We start from the raw sequence: 16,915 nt of genomic DNA, 5'->3' as shown, positions 1-16,915 counted from the left end.
AAGCGCTCGCCCCTACCGCTGTTCGCCAGTAACAGGACCATTACTGCGGGGACGCCCGTAGTGCGAGGTGTCCTACCGCTCCAGCGGCCTCATTTCGGTCATTCGTTGATTGCGCATTTTCGAATAAAGTCCGGCGGGTTTGAACCGATAAACATTCACTCCAATGTGTTCTTGGCTCATTGCCGACTTGTCATGACTTGTATGTATTGCCGTCTGATGGCACAACGTTTTAGCTTCGCGTCAAAGAATAAGTGGTTGGCACTAGCGGCTTGCCGCGGCGGCCGTCATACACCTGAATGGTCGGCAAATTCGTCTGCTCGTAATTTGTTCAATGCAAGGGATATACCGATATGAAGCTGTCGTTTGTCCAGAGGCTCTGGCTGCCGTTTATCCTTAGCCTGCTCTGTCTCGCCGGAATATCGATCTATAACGCTTACCAGACGAGAGAAATGCGGCTGGAGGAGCGCAAGGCCGACCTGATACACGCATCAGAGATCGCGCTGAGTGTCGTCAAGACGTCTGGCGACCAGGCGGCCGCTGGTGCAATGCCGTTAGCGGAACCCAAAAGCGGGCACTGGAACGTATCCGGAACATGCGGTACGGCGAGGACGGCTATTTCGTGATCGTCAACTCAGAGCCACGGGTCCTGATGCATCCGACGAACGCCGATTTGATTGGCAAGGGAGTCGATGACTACAAGGACCCGAACGGTGTCTACATCTTCCGGGATATCGTTGCTGCCATCAAGCGTGACGGCAAGGCTTTTACCGCGTTCAGCGGCCCGAAGCCGGGGGCGACCGATGCCTCGGCGAAAATCGCCTACAGCGTGACCTATCAGCCGTGGGACTGGATTCTTATGACGGGGCTTTATGTCGACGACCTGGACACGGCATTTCGCGCATCGCTTTATCAGAGCCTTGGGATTGTGGTGGTATTGGCAGTTGTTTTATCGGCTGTTGTGGTCCTCCTCAATCGCGGTATCCTCCGGTCACTGGGCGGCGAGCCATCCTATGCCGCCGAAATTGCCAATCAGATCGCCTGTAACGATCTGACTGCCGTGGTGAAGACGGCACCGGATGACCACTCGAGTTTGTTGTTTTCAATGAAGCGCATGCAGGAACAGCTCACGCAAACGATCGGCGCGATCAAGACATCGGCCGACTCGATTGCCACAGCCAGCCACCAGATTGCGCCGGGCAACCAGGACCTGTCGCAACGCACAGAAGAGCAGGCCGCTTCGCTCGAGGAAACCGCGTCCAGCATGGAGGAGCTGACGTCGGCTGTCACGCAGAACGCTGACAATGCTTCTCAAGCCAACCAGCTCGCCGCGCAGGCCGCTCAGGTGGCTGAGCAGGGCGGTGTCGTCGTGGCACGCGTGGTGGAAACCATGGAAGGCATCAATGCCAGCTCAGACAAGATTGCCACCATCGTCGGCATCATTGAAAGTATTGCCTTCCAGACTAACATTCTCGCGCTGAACGCGGCCGTCGAAGCTGCGCGCGCGGGCGAGCAGGGGCGGGGTTTTGCCGTCGTGGCCTCGGAAGTGCGATCGCTAGCGCAGCGTTCCTCTGCGGCGTCCAAGGAAATCAAGGAGTTGATCCACGATTCCGTGGAACGGGTGCAGGCAGGTGCCGGCCATGTACGGGATGCAGGTGCGAAGATGCGCGCGATCACTGACGAGATCCAGCGCGTGACAGACATCATGAGTGAAATCACCGCCGCCTCACAGGAACAGAGCAAGGGCATCGGCCAGGTCAACCGGGCCGTTACGCAGATGGACGAAGTCACGCAGCAGAACGCGGCCCTGGTCGAACAGGCTGCCGCGGCCGCCGGTGCGCTTGAGTCTCAAACGAACGACTTGAAAGCCGCCGTTTCGATCTTCAGACTGGAGATCCAAAGCGACGCAAGCACCACGGAGAGGGGGGCGCACACTCGCTTGGCGGCTTAGGAGGGTTCCTGAGCGCCGCCCGTTCCAGACGCGATGTGTCCCGCACCGCGGCCCAAGTCGAGGCGACGATGGGCCGTCGATCAGAGCTCACAAGGCATTCGCATCAGCATGACTCTGCAAGAAAGAGCACAGTTCGTTGTTCGTAACCGTGAATGATTGACCGCACGAATAGCGGATAGGCAGCGCTCACTATTGAGCGCATCGTATCGATCAGAACGAGGGCCCGTGAAATGTTAGTCGATGCTTCTTCCTTACATATCGATCGGGGTAGTGCAGGGAGCAAGACCGGCATCCTGCTGATCAATCTCGGGACGCCAGATTCACCGATACCCCGGCATGTAGGCCGTTATCTCAAAGAGTTTCTATCGGATCCGCGAGTAGTCGAGCTTCCGCAATGGATCTGGCAACCCGTTCTTCGCGGTGCGGTGGTGCCATTGCGGAGCCGGGCCTCAGCCCGGAAATACGAATCGGTCTGGCTGCCCGAGGGTTCTCCGCTGAGAGTCTTTACCGAACGCCAGGCCGCCGCCTTGGCGGAGTGGTTTTCGCTGCGAGACGTTGACGTTACGGTTGGGTTCGCCATGCGTTACGGGAACCCGAGCATCGAAGACGAGATCCAGAAATTCACTGCGATGGGTGTGTCGCAGATTCTGATTCTGCCCATGTACCCGCAGTATGCTGCGGCAACAACTGCTACGGCACTCGACAAGGTTGCCGGTACGCTCGCAGCAATGAGGAACCCGCCTGAGGTCAGGATGGTGAACGGATTTCACCTCGAGCCTGGATATATCGAAGCGATGGTACGCACGATACAGCTCTACTGGAAAAGTGCAGGTCGTCCCAGTTTCGAGGGCGGCGATCAATTGATATTGAGCTTCCACGGACTTCCTGTGTCGGTAGTCGAAAGAGGCGACCCATACTATGCCCAATGTCAGGCAACGGGAAAGCGTCTCGCAACTTCGCTGGGCCTCGGTCCGTTGAACTATCGGATTACCTTTCAATCGGAATTTGGCCGGCAAGCGTGGATAAGCCCACATACAGCAGAAGTCCTCGACCAGCTCGGTGCCATGAACACACACAGAGTGGACGTGTTCTGTCCGGGATTTACCGCTGACTGCGTCGAGACGATCGAGGAGATCGGCATGGAGGGACGCGATCTATTCCTCAACGCCGGAGGCAAGGTGTTTCATCGCATCGAATGTTTGAACGATTCAGAGCCATTCATTTCCGCAGTCGCGACGCTGGCGTTGGATAACCTCCGTGGGTGGCTGTTGGAAAACGCTTATGCCGATATTTGAAGGGTTCGCTCAACCTTGATACTGCAGGAAGACAACCTTAAGCTTGTCGCCTATCTTCGTGCTTTGCACGAGGTCTGCAGCGAAAACACAGACGTAGCGACCACGAGTATGATCGAGGATTGGATCGATCAGGTCGAGCAACGTTTATGGTTTCTGCTCGAAACAGCACGCGAGCCTCGCTAGCGCTGACACGGCGATGCAGGCATCATCGTTGTGTCGGTGCATAGTCAGACGATCGTCAACCAGATCGGAGATTGACACGTTGAGATGTCCTGATCCCGACTGACTTCCCCCATCGCCTTTGGCATGCACGGCCCGCAACGACCATGAGCAAACCGTGGAATCTCGATGACATCCCGCCCCAAACGGGCCGGCGCGTTGTCATCACTGGTGCAAACAGTGGCATCGGTTATCAGACCGCCGCAATCCTGGCTCGACGTGGCGCCGAGGTCGTGCTCGCGTGCCGCGATGAGCGGCGCGGCGCAGAAGCGCTCGCTTGTCTGCGGGGAGAGGTGCCAGGAGCCCAGGCGGAGCTTGCGCCGCTCGATCTTGCCTGCCTCGCATCCGTGCGCGCCTTTGCAGACCGCGAGAAGGCGTCATGTAAGCCGATAGATCTGCTCGTCAACAATGCGGGCGTGATGGCGCCACCTCGGCGGCTAGAAACCGCAGACGGCCTGGAACTGCAATTCGGCACCAACGTACTTGGGCATTTCGTGCTGACCAAACTGCTCCTTCCGGCGCTCCAAACCACGGCGGCCAACTCGAGGGAACGACCGCGCGTGGTGACAATTGCTTCGATCGCACACAAGCAGGGCCGGCTCGACTTCGACGACCTTCAGGCAACGCGAAGCTACCGACCCATGGTCGCCTACAGGCAGTCGAAGCTCGCCAACCTCATGTTCGCGTTAGAACTCAACCGGCGTCTTCGCGCTGCCGGATCGCGCGTCATGTCGGTTGCCGCTCATCCCGGCGTTGCGAACACGAATTTGTTTCGCAGCGGCAGCCATTCCTCCGCTGGCCACGCCGCGCGCGCCGCGCTCGGCGCTTTTATCGGCGCCGTCCTGAATAGCGACGTCGCCGGCGCGCTGCCGACGCTCTATGCCGCGACGGCGTCTGATGTAGTCGACGGTGGCTACTATGGCCCGCTTGGCCTCTTCGAGGCACGGGGCGAACGGGTGGGGCCGGCAAAGATCGCCGCTCAGGCGAAAGACGAAGACGAAGCACGGCGGCTCTGGCAGGCGTGCGAGACGTTGGCTGCTGCCTTGACTGCCGCATAGTACTGTCTCTTCAATTCTGGCGGCGCATCGAGCGAACGATTCGAGCAAATGGCGCCCTCGATCTTATATCGCCGGCAAAAGCAGCCTGCACTCGGAAACTGGGTGCAGTATGGCCGAACGCTGATAATTTAATTCGGTTAGCTAATCAAAAGCGTGCGATCGTTTCAGATTGCGCCCCTGGTCGGTGGTGCGCTCGGGCGAAAGATGACAAATTTGTAACCTGCCCGACATATTTCGGTTGGTAGCGAAGTCGCAGAATGCCTTGGGCGTTCGCGATCGATGAGTGTCGCACGGACCCGAAAGGGCGGCACAGCAGACACCCGAACCGTTTATCCACTGAGTAAGGATTAGCATCATGAAATCGTTCTTTAAACTCGCTTTAATCTCGGGTGTACTGAGCATTCCGGTCTTTGCCTTTGGGCAAACGCCATCTGCACAAGCGGACAGCGCTCCCATTACGCGCAGCGAGGTCAGTGCCGATCTCGTTCGCCTCCAGCAAGCGGGCTATCGTCCACTCCGGAATCAGTACCCTGCGGACATTCAGGCAGCGGAGGCGAAAGTCGCGACATCGAATGACTCTGGCGGCGTCGCAGCCGGCACGAGCGTGAGCGGCGCACCTGATGAAGCGAGTGTCGGATCAACAACGGAGCAAATGCTTTACCGCCATCATTGAGGTGAATGGCCGCGAGTCGGCACGGCTTGCGCAGCCTCGATGTTCGTGAATCAAATTCTCCGCGAAACAAGAATTGGATTGGACGAACATCGTCGCCGTTGTTCTTGAGGAGTGTATAGAAGCAGCGTGGCGAAAACGTGGCCGGTAACTGACGCGCGAATGGCGAGAGGATGGCATTGGCTATGCCGGACCACGACGCGTTACGCGAAGGGCGCGTATTTACGCGCAGCGCGGCGCACAGATGTCAATTTCGTAATCGTGCCGTTATCGTGCGGCCATCCAGTGTGAATAATAATTCCGACACGGCGCGCGGCGTTTCGTCGCGCACGTGTATCGACATGACGCCTGGCTTGTTAGCTTCGAAAGCTTTCCAGGATCGTGTTCCATTCACACTTTTGAGGCAGTGATGTACACGGACAGCATCGATCAATTCGCTCGCGTCGGCGCACGAAAGGTGTCGGCGATCGCGCGGACACCACTAGCATTTCTGATTGGCTCGGCGATGGCGGGTGCCTACATCGGGTTCGGCGACATTCTGATGTTTTCAGTTGGGTCGCATGTCGACCCTGCCTATGTCCACTTGATCATGGGTGCGGTGTTCGCCAGCGCACTGACGATTGTTGTATTCGCGGGCTCGGACCTCTTCACCGGCACCGCGATGTATATGCCGCTGGCCGTATTGCGCGGGGAAAGCGGCGTTGGCGGCATGGTGACGGTTTGGGCGATTTGCTGGATCGGCAATCTGATTGGGGCAGTGACACTTGCGGCGATTCTGCACGCGGCAGGCGGCGGCGTTTTGCTGACCGACGGATCCGGCGCTTTCTACAAGGTGGTCCTCGCGAAGATGTCGGCCTCGGGCGAGCAATTGTTCGCAAGGGGGCTGCTGTGCAACTGGCTTGTTTGCCTTGCAATCTGGATGGCTGCCCGCACCGAAAATGACGCCGCGAAACTGGGCCTGATCTTCTGGCCGATATTCGCGTTTGTTGCGAGCGGATTCGAGCACAGCGTTGCCAACATGTTCGTGTTCTCGCTTGCACTGATGGCTGACCATCCGGCCGATATCACCTTTGCCGGCGCAGTGCACAATGAAGTGTTCGTCACGCTGGGCAACCTGGCCGGCGGTGCGGTTTTCATGGGCCTTGGCTATTGGCTTCAGGATGATGGCGCGCGCCAGCCGTCGAAAGTTTCCGCATCGTCAACCGGCGTACACGTCGGGAAGAGCTGATCGGCGGCCCGAAGTGCTCCCCGACTTTCATACGCGGCGTTACGTCTGAAAGATATTCGGAAGCAGGATGAGGCCATCATGGCTTCGCTATGTGTTCGCGTACTGCGCGTACGTTTCCGGGCGGAAAGCAGGTACCCGAGCGGTGTCTTCTGGTGCATGGACGCGGAAGCTGAAATAATCGCCTGGGGGCTCGTACTGCTGTAAGGACGCCCAGCGCCGACGCAAAAAGCGCGCTCCGTTGGCATACCTCCAAATCTCATCGGGGCGCTGCGGCGCTTGCGCAGACACCTCGATTCACAGAGCAAGGACCCACACCATGTCTTATTCTGCTTTGACCAAGGGAGCCGTCGCCGTCGTCACGGGTGGCGCGGCGGGCATAGGCCTCGCGGCGGCAAAGCAGTTTGCCGCACTTGGCCTTCGCGTTTGCATCGCGGACCGCGGCGCCGATCGAATTGCACGTGCCGTGGAAGAAGTCGCCGGGCTGAGCGCGCATGGCGCGCAGGACGTGTTTGGACTCGAAACGGACGTGAGTCTCCTCGACGACGTGCGCCGTCTTCACGCGGCCGTTACCGAACGATTCGGTGGCACTGACGTGCTGATGAACAACGCCGGCATTCAACCGGGCAGTGGCATGTTCGGTCCCGCCGAAGCCTGGACCCGCGTGCTGGGCGTCAACCTATGGGGCGCCATTCACGGCACGCAGGTTTTTGTGCCCGACATGATCAAGCGCGGCCGGCCGGGGCTCGTCATCAATACCGGCTCGAAGCAAGGCATCACGACGCCGCCCGGCGACCCGGCGTACAACGTCTCGAAGGCCGGGCTGAAGGCTTTCACCGAAGCGTTGCAGCACGAACTCCGCAATACCCCCGGGTGCAAGATCAGCGCGCATTTGCTTATTCCTGGCTTCGTGTTTACCGAGCTGACTCGCAACGGCCGAACGGAAAAACCTGCCGCGGCGTGGACACCCGAGCAAACGGTCGACTTCTTGCTTGAGCGGCTCGAAGCCGGCGACTTCTATATTTTGTGCCCGGACAACGACGTGCCGCGCTCTCTCGACGAGCGCCGCATGCTATGGGCCGTCGGGGATATCGTCGAAAACCGGCCAGCCTTGTCGCGCTGGCATCCGGACTATGCGGCGGCGTTCGAAGCCTTTATCAAACAGCCGCGCTAAAGGCGCGCTGAATACCACGAGGCGAAGCGCTATGTGGCAGCCCAGTCAAACCTATCCGGACCCCGCGGTCGAGGTGCTCGACCCGCGTTTCAGAAAGTACCGAATCACGAACGCCGCGGTCGAGCGACTCGCCACTGGCATGCGTTGGGGTGAAGGGCCCGTATGGTTCGGCGACGGGCGCTACCTGTTGTGGAGCGATATTCCAAATAACCGCATCCTGCGATGGGACGATGAAACCGGCGCTGTGTCGGTATTTCGCAAGCCCTCCGGATACGCCAATGGCAATACGCGTGATCGACAGGGGCGACTTGTCACGTGCGAACATGGTGAGCGGCGGGTAACGCGCACCGAGTACGACGGGTCGATAACGGTGCTCGCCGACCGCTTCGAAGGCAAGCGGCTGAATTCGCCCAACGACGTGGTGGTCAAGAGCGATGACAGCATCTGGTTTACCGACCCGGACTTCGGCATCACGACGAACTACGAAGGCAGGAAGGCGGAGCGCGAATTGCCGACGCATGTCTATCGCCTCGATGCGGCCACCGGGCGCTGCGAGATCGTCGCCGACGACATCGTCAATCCCAATGGATTATGTTTCTCGCCCGACGAACAACGGCTCTATATCGTCGAATCGGGCTCGAAGCCGCGGCGCATCCGTGTCTACGAGGTCGTCGACGGGAAGCATTTGAGAAACGGCCGGGTCTTCGTCGATGCGGGCGAGAACGGCGCGCCAGACGGCTTTCGTTGCGATGTCGATGGCAATCTTTGGGCAGGCTGGGGCACCGGCGCCGGGCTCAATGGGGTCATGATATTTGCGCCCGACGGCGACGCCATCGGCCGTATTGCACTTCCCGAACGATGCGCCAATCTCTGCTTCGGCGGGGCGGCGCACAACCGGCTGTTCATGGCGGCGGGCCAATCGCTCTACGCGCTATATGTCGATGCAGCGCCGGCGGTAGTGCGCTAGCCGCCGCTGGCGACGCGGGCGGATCATTCGCAAGATCCGAGAAAATTCGCAATGCGAATCAATCTGCGGAGAGATTGAAAATCTCCCGCAGATCGTGCATGGCGCGGTTCGCGCCGCTTGCCTGTCAATGGCCCAAGTGCTTGTCGAAGAACTGGGTGATTTCAGCGAACGCCGCTCTTGCCTCCGGCACGCGGTCATCCATTTGATATTGTGCATGTGACATTCCGTCAAAAACCTCGAGCTGCGCTTCGACCCCGGACTGCTGGAGCTTCTGGTGCACGCGGACGGTGTTGCTGAGCAGCAGGTCCCGAGTCCCCGTAGTCAGGATGGCTGGTGGAAATCCATGCATGTCGCCATATACCGGGGAGAGGAGCGGGTCCTTCAGGTCATGGCCGTGCGCGTACACGTCCGCCGCGGCCTGGCAGAATCCGTTGCGCGACACCAGCACGTTGTCCACTTTCTCATTCGTGTAGAACGAATCGCCAACCTTCGTGAGGTCCGACATCGGCGTGCCTGGGGCTATCGCGCCAGGCACTGGGAGTCCGTCGTATTTTAACCGCAGCATCAGTTCGAGCACCAGCGCGCCACCAGCCGATGTTCCGAAAACGCCCACGTTCTTCGAGTCGTGTGTGCTCAATACCGATTTATAGACTGTTTCGACGTCGTCGAGCGCCGCCGGAAAATACGCCTCGGGCGGCATGCGGTAGTCCACCGAAATCACGCGGTAATGTCCGAGGCCGGCCATGATCATGGCTTCGGTCGTACCGGATTCTCCCGGGTACAACTCATAACACCCGCCATGAATGTGGACGAGCACCTTGTCGCGATGTTCGGGCGGGATGTCGTCGGGCGTCACGATATATGCCCGGACGCCGCCGATCGTCGTCGGCTGCACCGTTACGCCGAGGCGCTCCTGCATGGCCGGGATGTTTTTCAGGACCGCGGCGGCCTGGATGTTCGCGGCTTTTCTCCACTCGTCGCCTGTTGTCCACTGGGCGTTCCAGTTGGGGTTGTAGGGCGCTGCGATGAGCTTTTGCAGCTCGGGGCTGACATCGTCCGGTACGGGCACGGTTTTCGCGGGGACCTGCCGCGGTGTGAGCGCAACGCTGTCGGCGTGCGCGACGCCTGAAACAGCAGCAAACGCGGCGCACGCCAGCAAAATAAATTTCGTGAGCTTCATTCTGTATTGCCTTGAGATGACGTCATGGGAAATGTGCCCGCCGATGGCGACGCGTCGGTCTGCGCAAGGGCATCAGCCGACCATCCACCACCGACAGCGTGGATCAACTGCACGTTCGCGCTCAACTGTTGGGTCTGAATATCGAGCAGGGCGCGCTGTGCGTCGAGCGCCATGGTCTGAGCCGTCACCACGTCGAGATAGCCGATGGCGCCGTGCCGATATTGCGTCAGCGCCAGGTCCACCGCATGTTGTGCGGCCTGCGCCGCGTCGCGTTGCTGGCCCAGCGCAGTGCCGAGATCCGACAGCAGCGACAGGTTGTCTTCGACCTGCTGGAAGGCGGACAAGACGATACCCCGATAGATCGCGCCCGACGCGTCCATTGCGGCCTTTGCGGCATCGAGTTGCCCGCGTCGCAAGCCGCCGTCGAACACGTATTGGACAAGCTGCGGACCCACCGTCCAGAAGAGATTAGGTGCACTGAAGAGGCCCGCATAGGCGGCGCTTTGCAGGCCGGCCTGCGCACTCAGCGTAATCGATGGAAAGTACGCGGCGCGCGCGACGCCGATTTTCTCGTTCGCCTCGGCCACGCGTCGCTCCGCAGCGGCGATGTCCGGCCGCCGTTGCAACAACGCGGAAGGCACGCCGACCGGGATCGAGGGCAACGAAAGCGACGCGGTTTCTTCAGGCAGTGTGAACTCGGATGCCGACGCCCCGACCAGCACCGCAATCGCGTGTTCGCGCAGCGCGCGTTGCGCCAGGTTTTGCGACAGCATCGATTGCGTGGACGACAACTGTGCCTGCGCTCGCGATACGTCGAGACCCGGGACGATCCCGCCTCCATGGAGCGTTTGGGTCAGCTGGAGCGCCTTCGCATAAGCTACCACCGTCTCTTGCAGGAGCTGCGTCTGTTGATCGAGGCCGCGCAGCTTGACGTAGCTGTCGGCAAGCTCGACTTCGAGGCTCAGTTGCACAGACGTGAGATCGTCCTTCGTAGCTTCTGCCTCGTCCTTGCCCGCTTTCACCGAGTCGCGCACGCGGCCCCAAAGGTCGAGGTCATAGTCCACCTCGCCGCCAAGTGTCACCGAGTTGTAGTAGTCCGGGCCGCCGACGCGTAGCGGCCGCGTGGCCGATTGCCGGTTGCGTTGCGGAATCGCGACCGCTGTGACACTAGGGAAAAGACCGGAGCTGACCTGCTCGACGAACGCCTGGGCTTGCTGATAGTGCGCGAACGCAACGCGCAGATCCGTGTTGTTCGCGATGAGCCGCGCCTCGAGGTCGTCAAGCTGCGTATCGCCGTACATCTTCCACCACCCGTCGCGGCTCAACTGGTCGGACGGCTTCGCATCGACCCACGGCCCCATCGTCCGGTATTGCGAAGCGACTGGCGAGGGCGGCACCTTGTAGTCCGGCGCGAGCGAGCAGCCGGCAACGAGCGCCGCACCGGCAAACAAGACAGGCAACGCCCAGGGCAAGCAGCGCGCACGCGGCTGAATTGCAGTCTTAGCCATGGACGCTGACCTTGCTATTGCCGGTCGCGACTTCGACGGCGTCGCCATTGGCGAGCCCATCGGGCGGCATATCGATCACACGGTCGCTCGGCTTGAGACCCGAACCGATCTCGACGGCGTCGCCCAGATCGCGCGCAATCGTTACGTCCTTGAAGCGCACATGGCCGCCTGGGTCGAGCGTGGCAACGCGCAGCCCGTGGCTGTCGAACACCAGTGCGCTGGCCGGCACGCGCAGTGCGTTCGCTTCGACGGGCAACCTGAACTGCAGGCTCGCGAACCCTCCAGGCAGCAGCTTGCCTTCGCTGTTGCCGACGAGCAGTTGCACAAGCGTCGAGCCCGAATTCGCGTTGACCGCATCGGCCGATGCAATCACCTTCGCAGTGAATGGCTGGTCCGGGTAGGCAGGCACGGTAAGCGTGGCGGTCGTCCCCTCATGGATCAATGGCACGTAGTTCTGCGGCACCTGCACATAAACACGCAACTGCTTGACGTCTGACACGGCGAACAGTTCCTGCCCCGCGCCTGCGCTGCCCGCGTTGATCAGTGCGCCGACGTCGGTGTCACGCGCGGTGACGACGCCATCGAACGGCGCAACGATGCGGGCGAAGCCTTTCATCGCGACAAGGCGGTCGACGTTGGCCTGCGCGGCGGCGACGATCGCTTTCTTGGCGGCGTAGTCGCCCGTGCGCTGGTCGACGTCCTGCTGGGCGACCGCGTCCGTGCCAAGCATTGCCTGCCAGCGTTGCGCCGTCGTCTGCGCCAGTGCCGCATTGGCCTTGGCAGTGTCGAGATCGGCCCTGGCCTGTGCGAGTTGCTGGTCAAGCTCTGGCGTTTCGATTTCGGCGAGCGTTTGACCGGCCTTGACGTGCGCGCCGATATCGACATTCCACGCCTTTAGATAGCCGCTCACGCGCGCGAAGATCGGCGCGCGCGAGTAAGCCTGCAGTTCGGAAGGCAACGTGAGCACGGGCCCGCTTCCCTCGCGTGCAGGCGCGATCACGCTCACGGTCGGCACGGCCTGTGCATCGGTCCAGGTCCTCAGCTTGCGCGCATCCGCGGCGCGCAGCACAAGGCCCGATGCGACGGCGACCACGACAATCGCGACGCCCGTGAGGGTCGCAACCGCGAGCCGCCGGGGGGCTCGCCTGCGTGCGACGCCGGGCTCGGAAGCGGACTCGCGGGCGGATTCAATCGGTTCAGACGACATGAGCGGTACCTTCCGAGGCAAACGAGTCGGGAGTAGCCGCGCGCCCGCGGCGCGCGTGGACAATGCAGAAAACGACGGGCACGAAAAAGAGCGACGCTGTCGTTGCGAAAAGCAGGCCGCCGATCACCGCGCGGCCGAGTGGCGCGTTCTGTTCGCCGCCCTCTCCGAGCGCGAGCGCCATTGGCGCCATGCCGATGATCATTGACAGCGCGGTCATGAGCACCGGCCGAAAGCGCGTAAATCCAGCCTCGAGTGCGGCCTTGAGCGGGTCGCCGTGCGCGGCGAGCCGTTCGCGGCAAAAGCTCACGACGAGAATCGAGTTCGCGGTCGCGACACCCATGCACATGATTGCGCCCGTCAACGCCGGCACCGATAGCGTGGTATGCGTGAGGAACAACATCCATACGATGCCGGCGAGCGCTGCCGGCAATGCCGACACGATGACGAACGGATCGGCCCACGACTGAAAGTTCACGACGATCAGCAGATAGATCAGCGCCACAGCACCTATCAGGCCAAACAGCATACCGGTGAAGGCACTGTTCATTGTTTGCACCTGGCCGAGCAAAGCGACGGACGAGCCTTTCGGCAGCGACTTCGCATGGCTTGCGACGACCTTCTGGATATCGGATGCAACCGCGCCGAGATCACGGTCCTGCGTAGTCGCGAAGATTTCGACCATCGGCTGGATGTTGTACTGGCTCACAATCGAGTTGCTGCTCGTACGGTCGAACGTGGCGAGGCCGCCGAGAATCTGTGGGCCGCTCAACGTAGAGGTCGAAGACGTGATCGGCAGATTCTGCAACGACGACAGCGTATCGAGACTGTATTGGGGCGTCTGCATCACGATCGGGTACGAGACACCGTTTGCGTTATTGAGCCAGAACGTCGGCGCGACCTGGCTCGAACCCGCCAGATTCACAACCATGCTGTTCGTCACGTCTCGCTCAGTGATGCCGAGCAGTTGCGCGCGCGTGCGGTCGACATCGACGTTGAATGTCGGGCTGGCTCGCGACTGCTCGATGCGCGCGTCAACAACGCCCGGCACCCGGCGAATGTCTCGCAGCAGCAGGTTCGTGTAGTCGAAGTTGCCCGCGAGATTGTTGCCGCGCACTTGCAGGTCGATGGGAGCGGGTGATCCAAAATTCAGGATCTGGCTGATGATGTCCGCTGGGGGGAACGAGAACGTCACGCCGGGAAACTCGCGGGGCAGTTGTTCGCGCATTTCGCGTACGTATTCAGCGGTTGGCCTGTGTCCTTCGTTCAGCTCGATCTGGATGTCACCGTCCTGGGAACCGATGATGCCCGTGTTGTTGTACGCGGTGTTGATGCCGCTTACCGGCAAGCCAATGTTATCGACCACGGTGCCAAGCTCCGCAGGCGGCACGATCCGGCGCACGGCGCCCTCGACGCCCGCAATGATCTCCGATGTCTTTTCGACGCGCTCGCCGATGGGCGCACGAACGTGCAGCAGGATCTGGCCTGCGTCCACGGCGGGAAAGAAGTTGCGGCCAAGCAATGGCACGAGTGCGAATGAAAGCAACACGAAGCCGAGGAAGCAGCCGACGAAGGTCCTGCGATTTGCAAGCGCCAGTTCTAGCAGTCCGCGATACCCCGAGCGCACGTTTTCAAAGCGCGCCTCAAAACCCTTCTGAAAACGTGACAGCGGGCCGGGCGGTCGGTTGTCATGCTCACCGTGCGCAACGACGTGGGGGCGCAGCAGGAAGTTCGCCATCGTCGGGACCAGCGTGCGCGACAGGATGAACGAGGACACCATCGCGAAGATCACTGCCTCTGCCATGGGTACAAAGAGAAAGCGCGCCACGCCGTTCAGGAAAAACATGGGGACGAACACGATGCAGATGCAAAGCAACGAGACAAATGCAGGCGTGACGATTTGCGCGGCGCCATCGAGAATCGCGGTCTCGACAGGCTTGCCGTGTTCGAGGTGCCAGTTGATGTTTTCGATCGTCACGGTCGCGTCGTCGACAAGAATGCCGACAGCGAGCGCCAGACCGCCTAGTGTCATGATGTTCAGCGTTTCGCCGAGTGCCGAGAGCGCCGCGATGGAGCCGAGAATCGAAAGCGGGATCGATGTCGCGATGATGATCGTTGAACGCCAGCTGCCAAGAAATAGCAGGATCATCAGGCTGGTCAGCACCGCAGCGATCACCGCTTCGCGCGCCACGCCGCCGATTGCTGCACGCACAAACAACGACTGGTCGCCAATGGCGGCGACTTGAAGATTGTCCGGCAATGCGGCACGCGCATCGGCGAGATGCTGCCTGATTCCTGCGATGATCCCGAGCGTCGAGACGGAGCCGTTCTTCAGGACCGTCATCAGCACGGAGCGGCGACCGTTCACGTGCACGATATTGGTCTGCGGCGGGCTGCCGTCGGTTACGTTGGCAACGTCGCGAATATAGACTGTCGTACCGTTCACGGCCTTCACCGGTAGGTCGCCGAGCTCGCGTATTGCAGCGGGTGCATCGTTGAGTTGCAGCGTGTACTCGTGATCACCCATTTTTGCGGTGCCGACAGGCGTGATCAGGTTTTGCATCGCCAGTGCGTTGGCGACATCCTGTGCGGAGAGGCCGCGAGCCTGTAGTTTCGCCGGATCGACGTCGATCTGGACCTGGCGCGTCTTGCCGCCGAACGGATAGGGGATCGCCGCGCCCGCAACCGTTACGAGTTGCGGGCGCAACTGGTTAAGTCCGAGGTCGCCGAGGTTCTGTTCGCTGAGCCCTTTTCCCGACAGCGCGAGTTGGATGATCGGCACTGTCGAAGCGTTGTAGTTGAGGATCAGCGGCGGCGTCGTGCCCGCCGGCAATTGCCGCAACTGCGTCTGTGCGACTGCGGTCACCTGCGCATTCGCGGTGGCGATGTTCACGCCGGGCTGAAAGAAGATCTTGATAATGCCGAATCCAGCTACCGATTCGGCTTCGATATGTTCGACGTCGTTGACGGTGGTCGTAATCGTCCGCTCGAAGGGCGACGTGATTCGGCCGGCCATCTGATCCGGTGGCAGCCCTGTGTATTGCCACACGACGCTGATGACGGGAATGCGGATATCGGGAAAGATGTCGGTTGGCGTTTTCATCGCGGACAGCGGTCCGACGACGAAAATGATGATTGCCAGCACGACAAAGGTGTATGGACGCCGCAGCGCGATACGTACCAGGCCGAGCATGTGGATTTTCCTGCAAAACACAGTGACTGGGAAAAGCGGGCGTCGTTCGTTCGAACTATTCGCGGCAAACGTCGCACGTGGCTTCGATAGCGTTCGTCAACGCGCTGGGAGCGGCACGCCTTCTTTGCGGCCGCTGCATGATCCTTTAGCTCATGGGAGCCGTCAGCGAAGACGCATTGTGGTGCGTGTGTCCTTCGTGACTGATGCGCGTGCAAACGTACAAAGCCGGAATGTACACAAAGGATCAACTTCTCGCTGGCGGCATTTTGTAAGGATGACGCACTAAACAGGTGACTGCACAAGTTGATCGTGTACGGTCAGCGTGCATGGACTTCGTGGTTTTTATTGAGAAAACAGTGGCTTACCGAAGCGGTAAAAGAGGGTGCGGACAAAGGTCGCATTGCACCTTGAATTGAGAGAGGGTTTTGTTACGAGTTATTAACGGCCTATCAGATCATCGAATTTTACGTTCAAGAACAGTTACTCATGGTTGATTTAGTTTCCTTGTGGAAACCATGATTCTGTCTGGTACCTTCTGTTCGTTTCCAGGCTGCTTGAATTGCGGCTGGATTGGCAGAGATCGACGTATTCCATTTGTTGATGGCAAGCGCCGCGCGATCGACAATGGCTGCACCAGGCAATGTGTAGAGAACACCCGGACGGCCGGGTTGCCTCCGTGACGCTGTGGGCGATGTGGTCACCCAATTTAAACGGAAGTTAAAAATGCCTTTGTACGATTACCAATGCGAAGCGTGCGGCGTTTTTTGAGACTATACGCAAGCTTGCTGAACGTGACGAACCCCTACCTTGCGCCACGTGCGGCGTGCTGGCGGACCGGGTACAGACGTCGGCATCGCTCCTGCTGACGTCAAACGGAAACGCTCCTGATGCTCTTGTCGCGGCCGGATCATACGGTATGAGACATTGGGGTGGATGCCGATGTTGTCTTTGACGCCGCGCTAATCCATTCCCGCCTGAAGGTCATCGCAGACGCTCACGCCGGTCCTGGCGATTTGTTTCCTCCCGGTAAGTATGGCTCCATCTAGTACGTGCTGGTGCGTCCCGCGAGAAGCTGAAACAATCCGCTTGACGGCGGCGAAGGACGTTATCGCGTCGAGAGGCACATTCAATTGGAAGACGCAGCGCGTGCCTGATTTAATGCGCGAACCCGGCTATTTATTTGCAGGCTATGGCAAAGACGAATCACAGAATTTCGCGCAACGTGCGCTCGGCTCAGGCGCAGCATTCGAAGGCGCGCCTGTTGCCGCTTCCCC

The 16,915-nt window shown here is 60.2% G+C and carries 10 protein-coding genes and 1 pseudogene; 7 read left to right on the top strand and 4 right to left on the bottom strand.

The annotated features are described in order from the left end of the window. Nucleotides 1–350: 350 nt before the first annotated feature. From U5A65_RS22630 to U5A65_RS22600, 7 genes and pseudogenes are all read left to right on the top strand, one after another. Nucleotides 351–1,948 (top strand): annotated as a pseudogene (locus U5A65_RS22630) (methyl-accepting chemotaxis protein). 230 nt (nucleotides 1,949–2,178) lie between these two features. Next, entirely contained in the window at nucleotides 2,179–3,243 is a 1,065-nt protein-coding gene (gene hemH, locus U5A65_RS22625; protein WP_321947495.1) for a ferrochelatase, read from the top strand. Between the two features lie 326 nt (nucleotides 3,244–3,569). Further along, on the top strand, nucleotides 3,570–4,520 hold the full coding sequence (locus U5A65_RS22620; protein WP_321947493.1) for an oxidoreductase: 951 nt from the start codon (nucleotides 3,570–3,572) through the stop codon (nucleotides 4,518–4,520). A 355-nt stretch (nucleotides 4,521–4,875) separates the two neighbouring features. Next, nucleotides 4,876–5,193, top strand: coding sequence for a DUF4148 domain-containing protein (locus U5A65_RS22615; RefSeq protein WP_321909990.1), 318 nt, complete (start codon nucleotides 4,876–4,878; stop codon nucleotides 5,191–5,193). A 406-nt stretch (nucleotides 5,194–5,599) separates the two neighbouring features. Further along, complete coding sequence (locus tag U5A65_RS22610) at nucleotides 5,600–6,418, top strand: formate/nitrite transporter family protein (protein ID WP_321909988.1); 819 nt, start codon at nucleotides 5,600–5,602, stop codon at nucleotides 6,416–6,418. 316 nt (nucleotides 6,419–6,734) lie between these two features. After that, the gene (locus U5A65_RS22605; protein WP_321947490.1) at nucleotides 6,735–7,589 is read left to right on the top strand and encodes an SDR family NAD(P)-dependent oxidoreductase; all 855 of its coding nucleotides are present in this window, start codon (nucleotides 6,735–6,737) and stop codon (nucleotides 7,587–7,589) included. A gap of 31 nt (nucleotides 7,590–7,620) precedes the next feature. Beyond that, the gene (locus U5A65_RS22600; protein ID WP_321947679.1) at nucleotides 7,621–8,556 is read left to right on the top strand and encodes an SMP-30/gluconolactonase/LRE family protein; all 936 of its coding nucleotides are present in this window, start codon (nucleotides 7,621–7,623) and stop codon (nucleotides 8,554–8,556) included. A 124-nt stretch (nucleotides 8,557–8,680) separates the two neighbouring features. Here the strand turns inward: U5A65_RS22600 and U5A65_RS22595 are convergent, their stop codons facing one another. From U5A65_RS22595 to U5A65_RS22580, 4 genes are read right to left on the bottom strand one after another with little or no spacing between them, the layout of a single operon-like run. Continuing rightward, nucleotides 8,681–9,736 carry an alpha/beta hydrolase gene (locus tag U5A65_RS22595; protein ID WP_321947488.1) on the bottom strand — a complete coding sequence of 352 codons (1,056 nt, stop codon included), beginning with the start codon at nucleotides 9,734–9,736 and terminating at the stop codon, nucleotides 8,681–8,683. Beyond that, nucleotides 9,733–11,244 carry an efflux transporter outer membrane subunit gene (locus tag U5A65_RS22590; RefSeq protein WP_321947485.1) on the bottom strand — a complete coding sequence of 504 codons (1,512 nt, stop codon included), beginning with the start codon at nucleotides 11,242–11,244 and terminating at the stop codon, nucleotides 9,733–9,735. The genes U5A65_RS22595 and U5A65_RS22590 overlap by 4 nt, the downstream gene beginning before the upstream one ends. Continuing rightward, on the bottom strand, nucleotides 11,237–12,451 hold the full coding sequence (locus U5A65_RS22585) for an efflux RND transporter periplasmic adaptor subunit (RefSeq protein WP_321947483.1): 1,215 nt from the start codon (nucleotides 12,449–12,451) through the stop codon (nucleotides 11,237–11,239). Before U5A65_RS22585 ends, U5A65_RS22590 begins: the two co-directional genes overlap by 8 nt. Beyond that, nucleotides 12,441–15,641 (bottom strand): efflux RND transporter permease subunit, encoded by a 3,201-nt coding sequence (locus U5A65_RS22580; RefSeq protein ID WP_321947482.1) that lies wholly within the window; start codon nucleotides 15,639–15,641, stop codon nucleotides 12,441–12,443. The genes U5A65_RS22585 and U5A65_RS22580 overlap by 11 nt, the downstream gene beginning before the upstream one ends. Between the last annotated feature and the right edge of the window lie 1,274 nt (nucleotides 15,642–16,915).

The organism is Paraburkholderia sp. J10-1 (assembly GCF_905220165.1).
Classification (GTDB): Bacteria; Pseudomonadota; Gammaproteobacteria; order Burkholderiales; family Burkholderiaceae; genus Paraburkholderia.
Note: the sequence above shows the minus strand (reverse complement) of the source record. Positions and strands in the feature narration are given on the sequence as shown.

Bases quoted from the DNA above. Each gene is read 5' to 3' on its own strand.
- U5A65_RS22580 (WP_321947482.1), bottom strand. From the start codon at position 15,641: ATGCTCGGCCTGGTACGTATCGCGCTGCGGCGTCCATACACCTTTGTC.
- U5A65_RS22600 (WP_321947679.1), top strand. From the start codon at position 7,621: ATGTGGCAGCCCAGTCAAACCTATCCGGACCCCGCGGTCGAGGTGCTC.
- U5A65_RS22595 (WP_321947488.1), bottom strand. From the start codon at position 9,736: ATGAAGCTCACGAAATTTATTTTGCTGGCGTGCGCCGCGTTTGCTGCT.
- U5A65_RS22605 (WP_321947490.1), top strand. From the start codon at position 6,735: ATGTCTTATTCTGCTTTGACCAAGGGAGCCGTCGCCGTCGTCACGGGT.
- U5A65_RS22585 (WP_321947483.1), bottom strand. From the start codon at position 12,451: ATGTCGTCTGAACCGATTGAATCCGCCCGCGAGTCCGCTTCCGAGCCC.
- U5A65_RS22620 (WP_321947493.1), top strand. From the start codon at position 3,570: ATGAGCAAACCGTGGAATCTCGATGACATCCCGCCCCAAACGGGCCGG.
- U5A65_RS22590 (WP_321947485.1), bottom strand. From the start codon at position 11,244: ATGGCTAAGACTGCAATTCAGCCGCGTGCGCGCTGCTTGCCCTGGGCG.
- U5A65_RS22610 (WP_321909988.1), top strand. From the start codon at position 5,600: ATGTACACGGACAGCATCGATCAATTCGCTCGCGTCGGCGCACGAAAG.
- hemH (WP_321947495.1), top strand. From the start codon at position 2,179: ATGTTAGTCGATGCTTCTTCCTTACATATCGATCGGGGTAGTGCAGGG.
- U5A65_RS22615 (WP_321909990.1), top strand. From the start codon at position 4,876: ATGAAATCGTTCTTTAAACTCGCTTTAATCTCGGGTGTACTGAGCATT.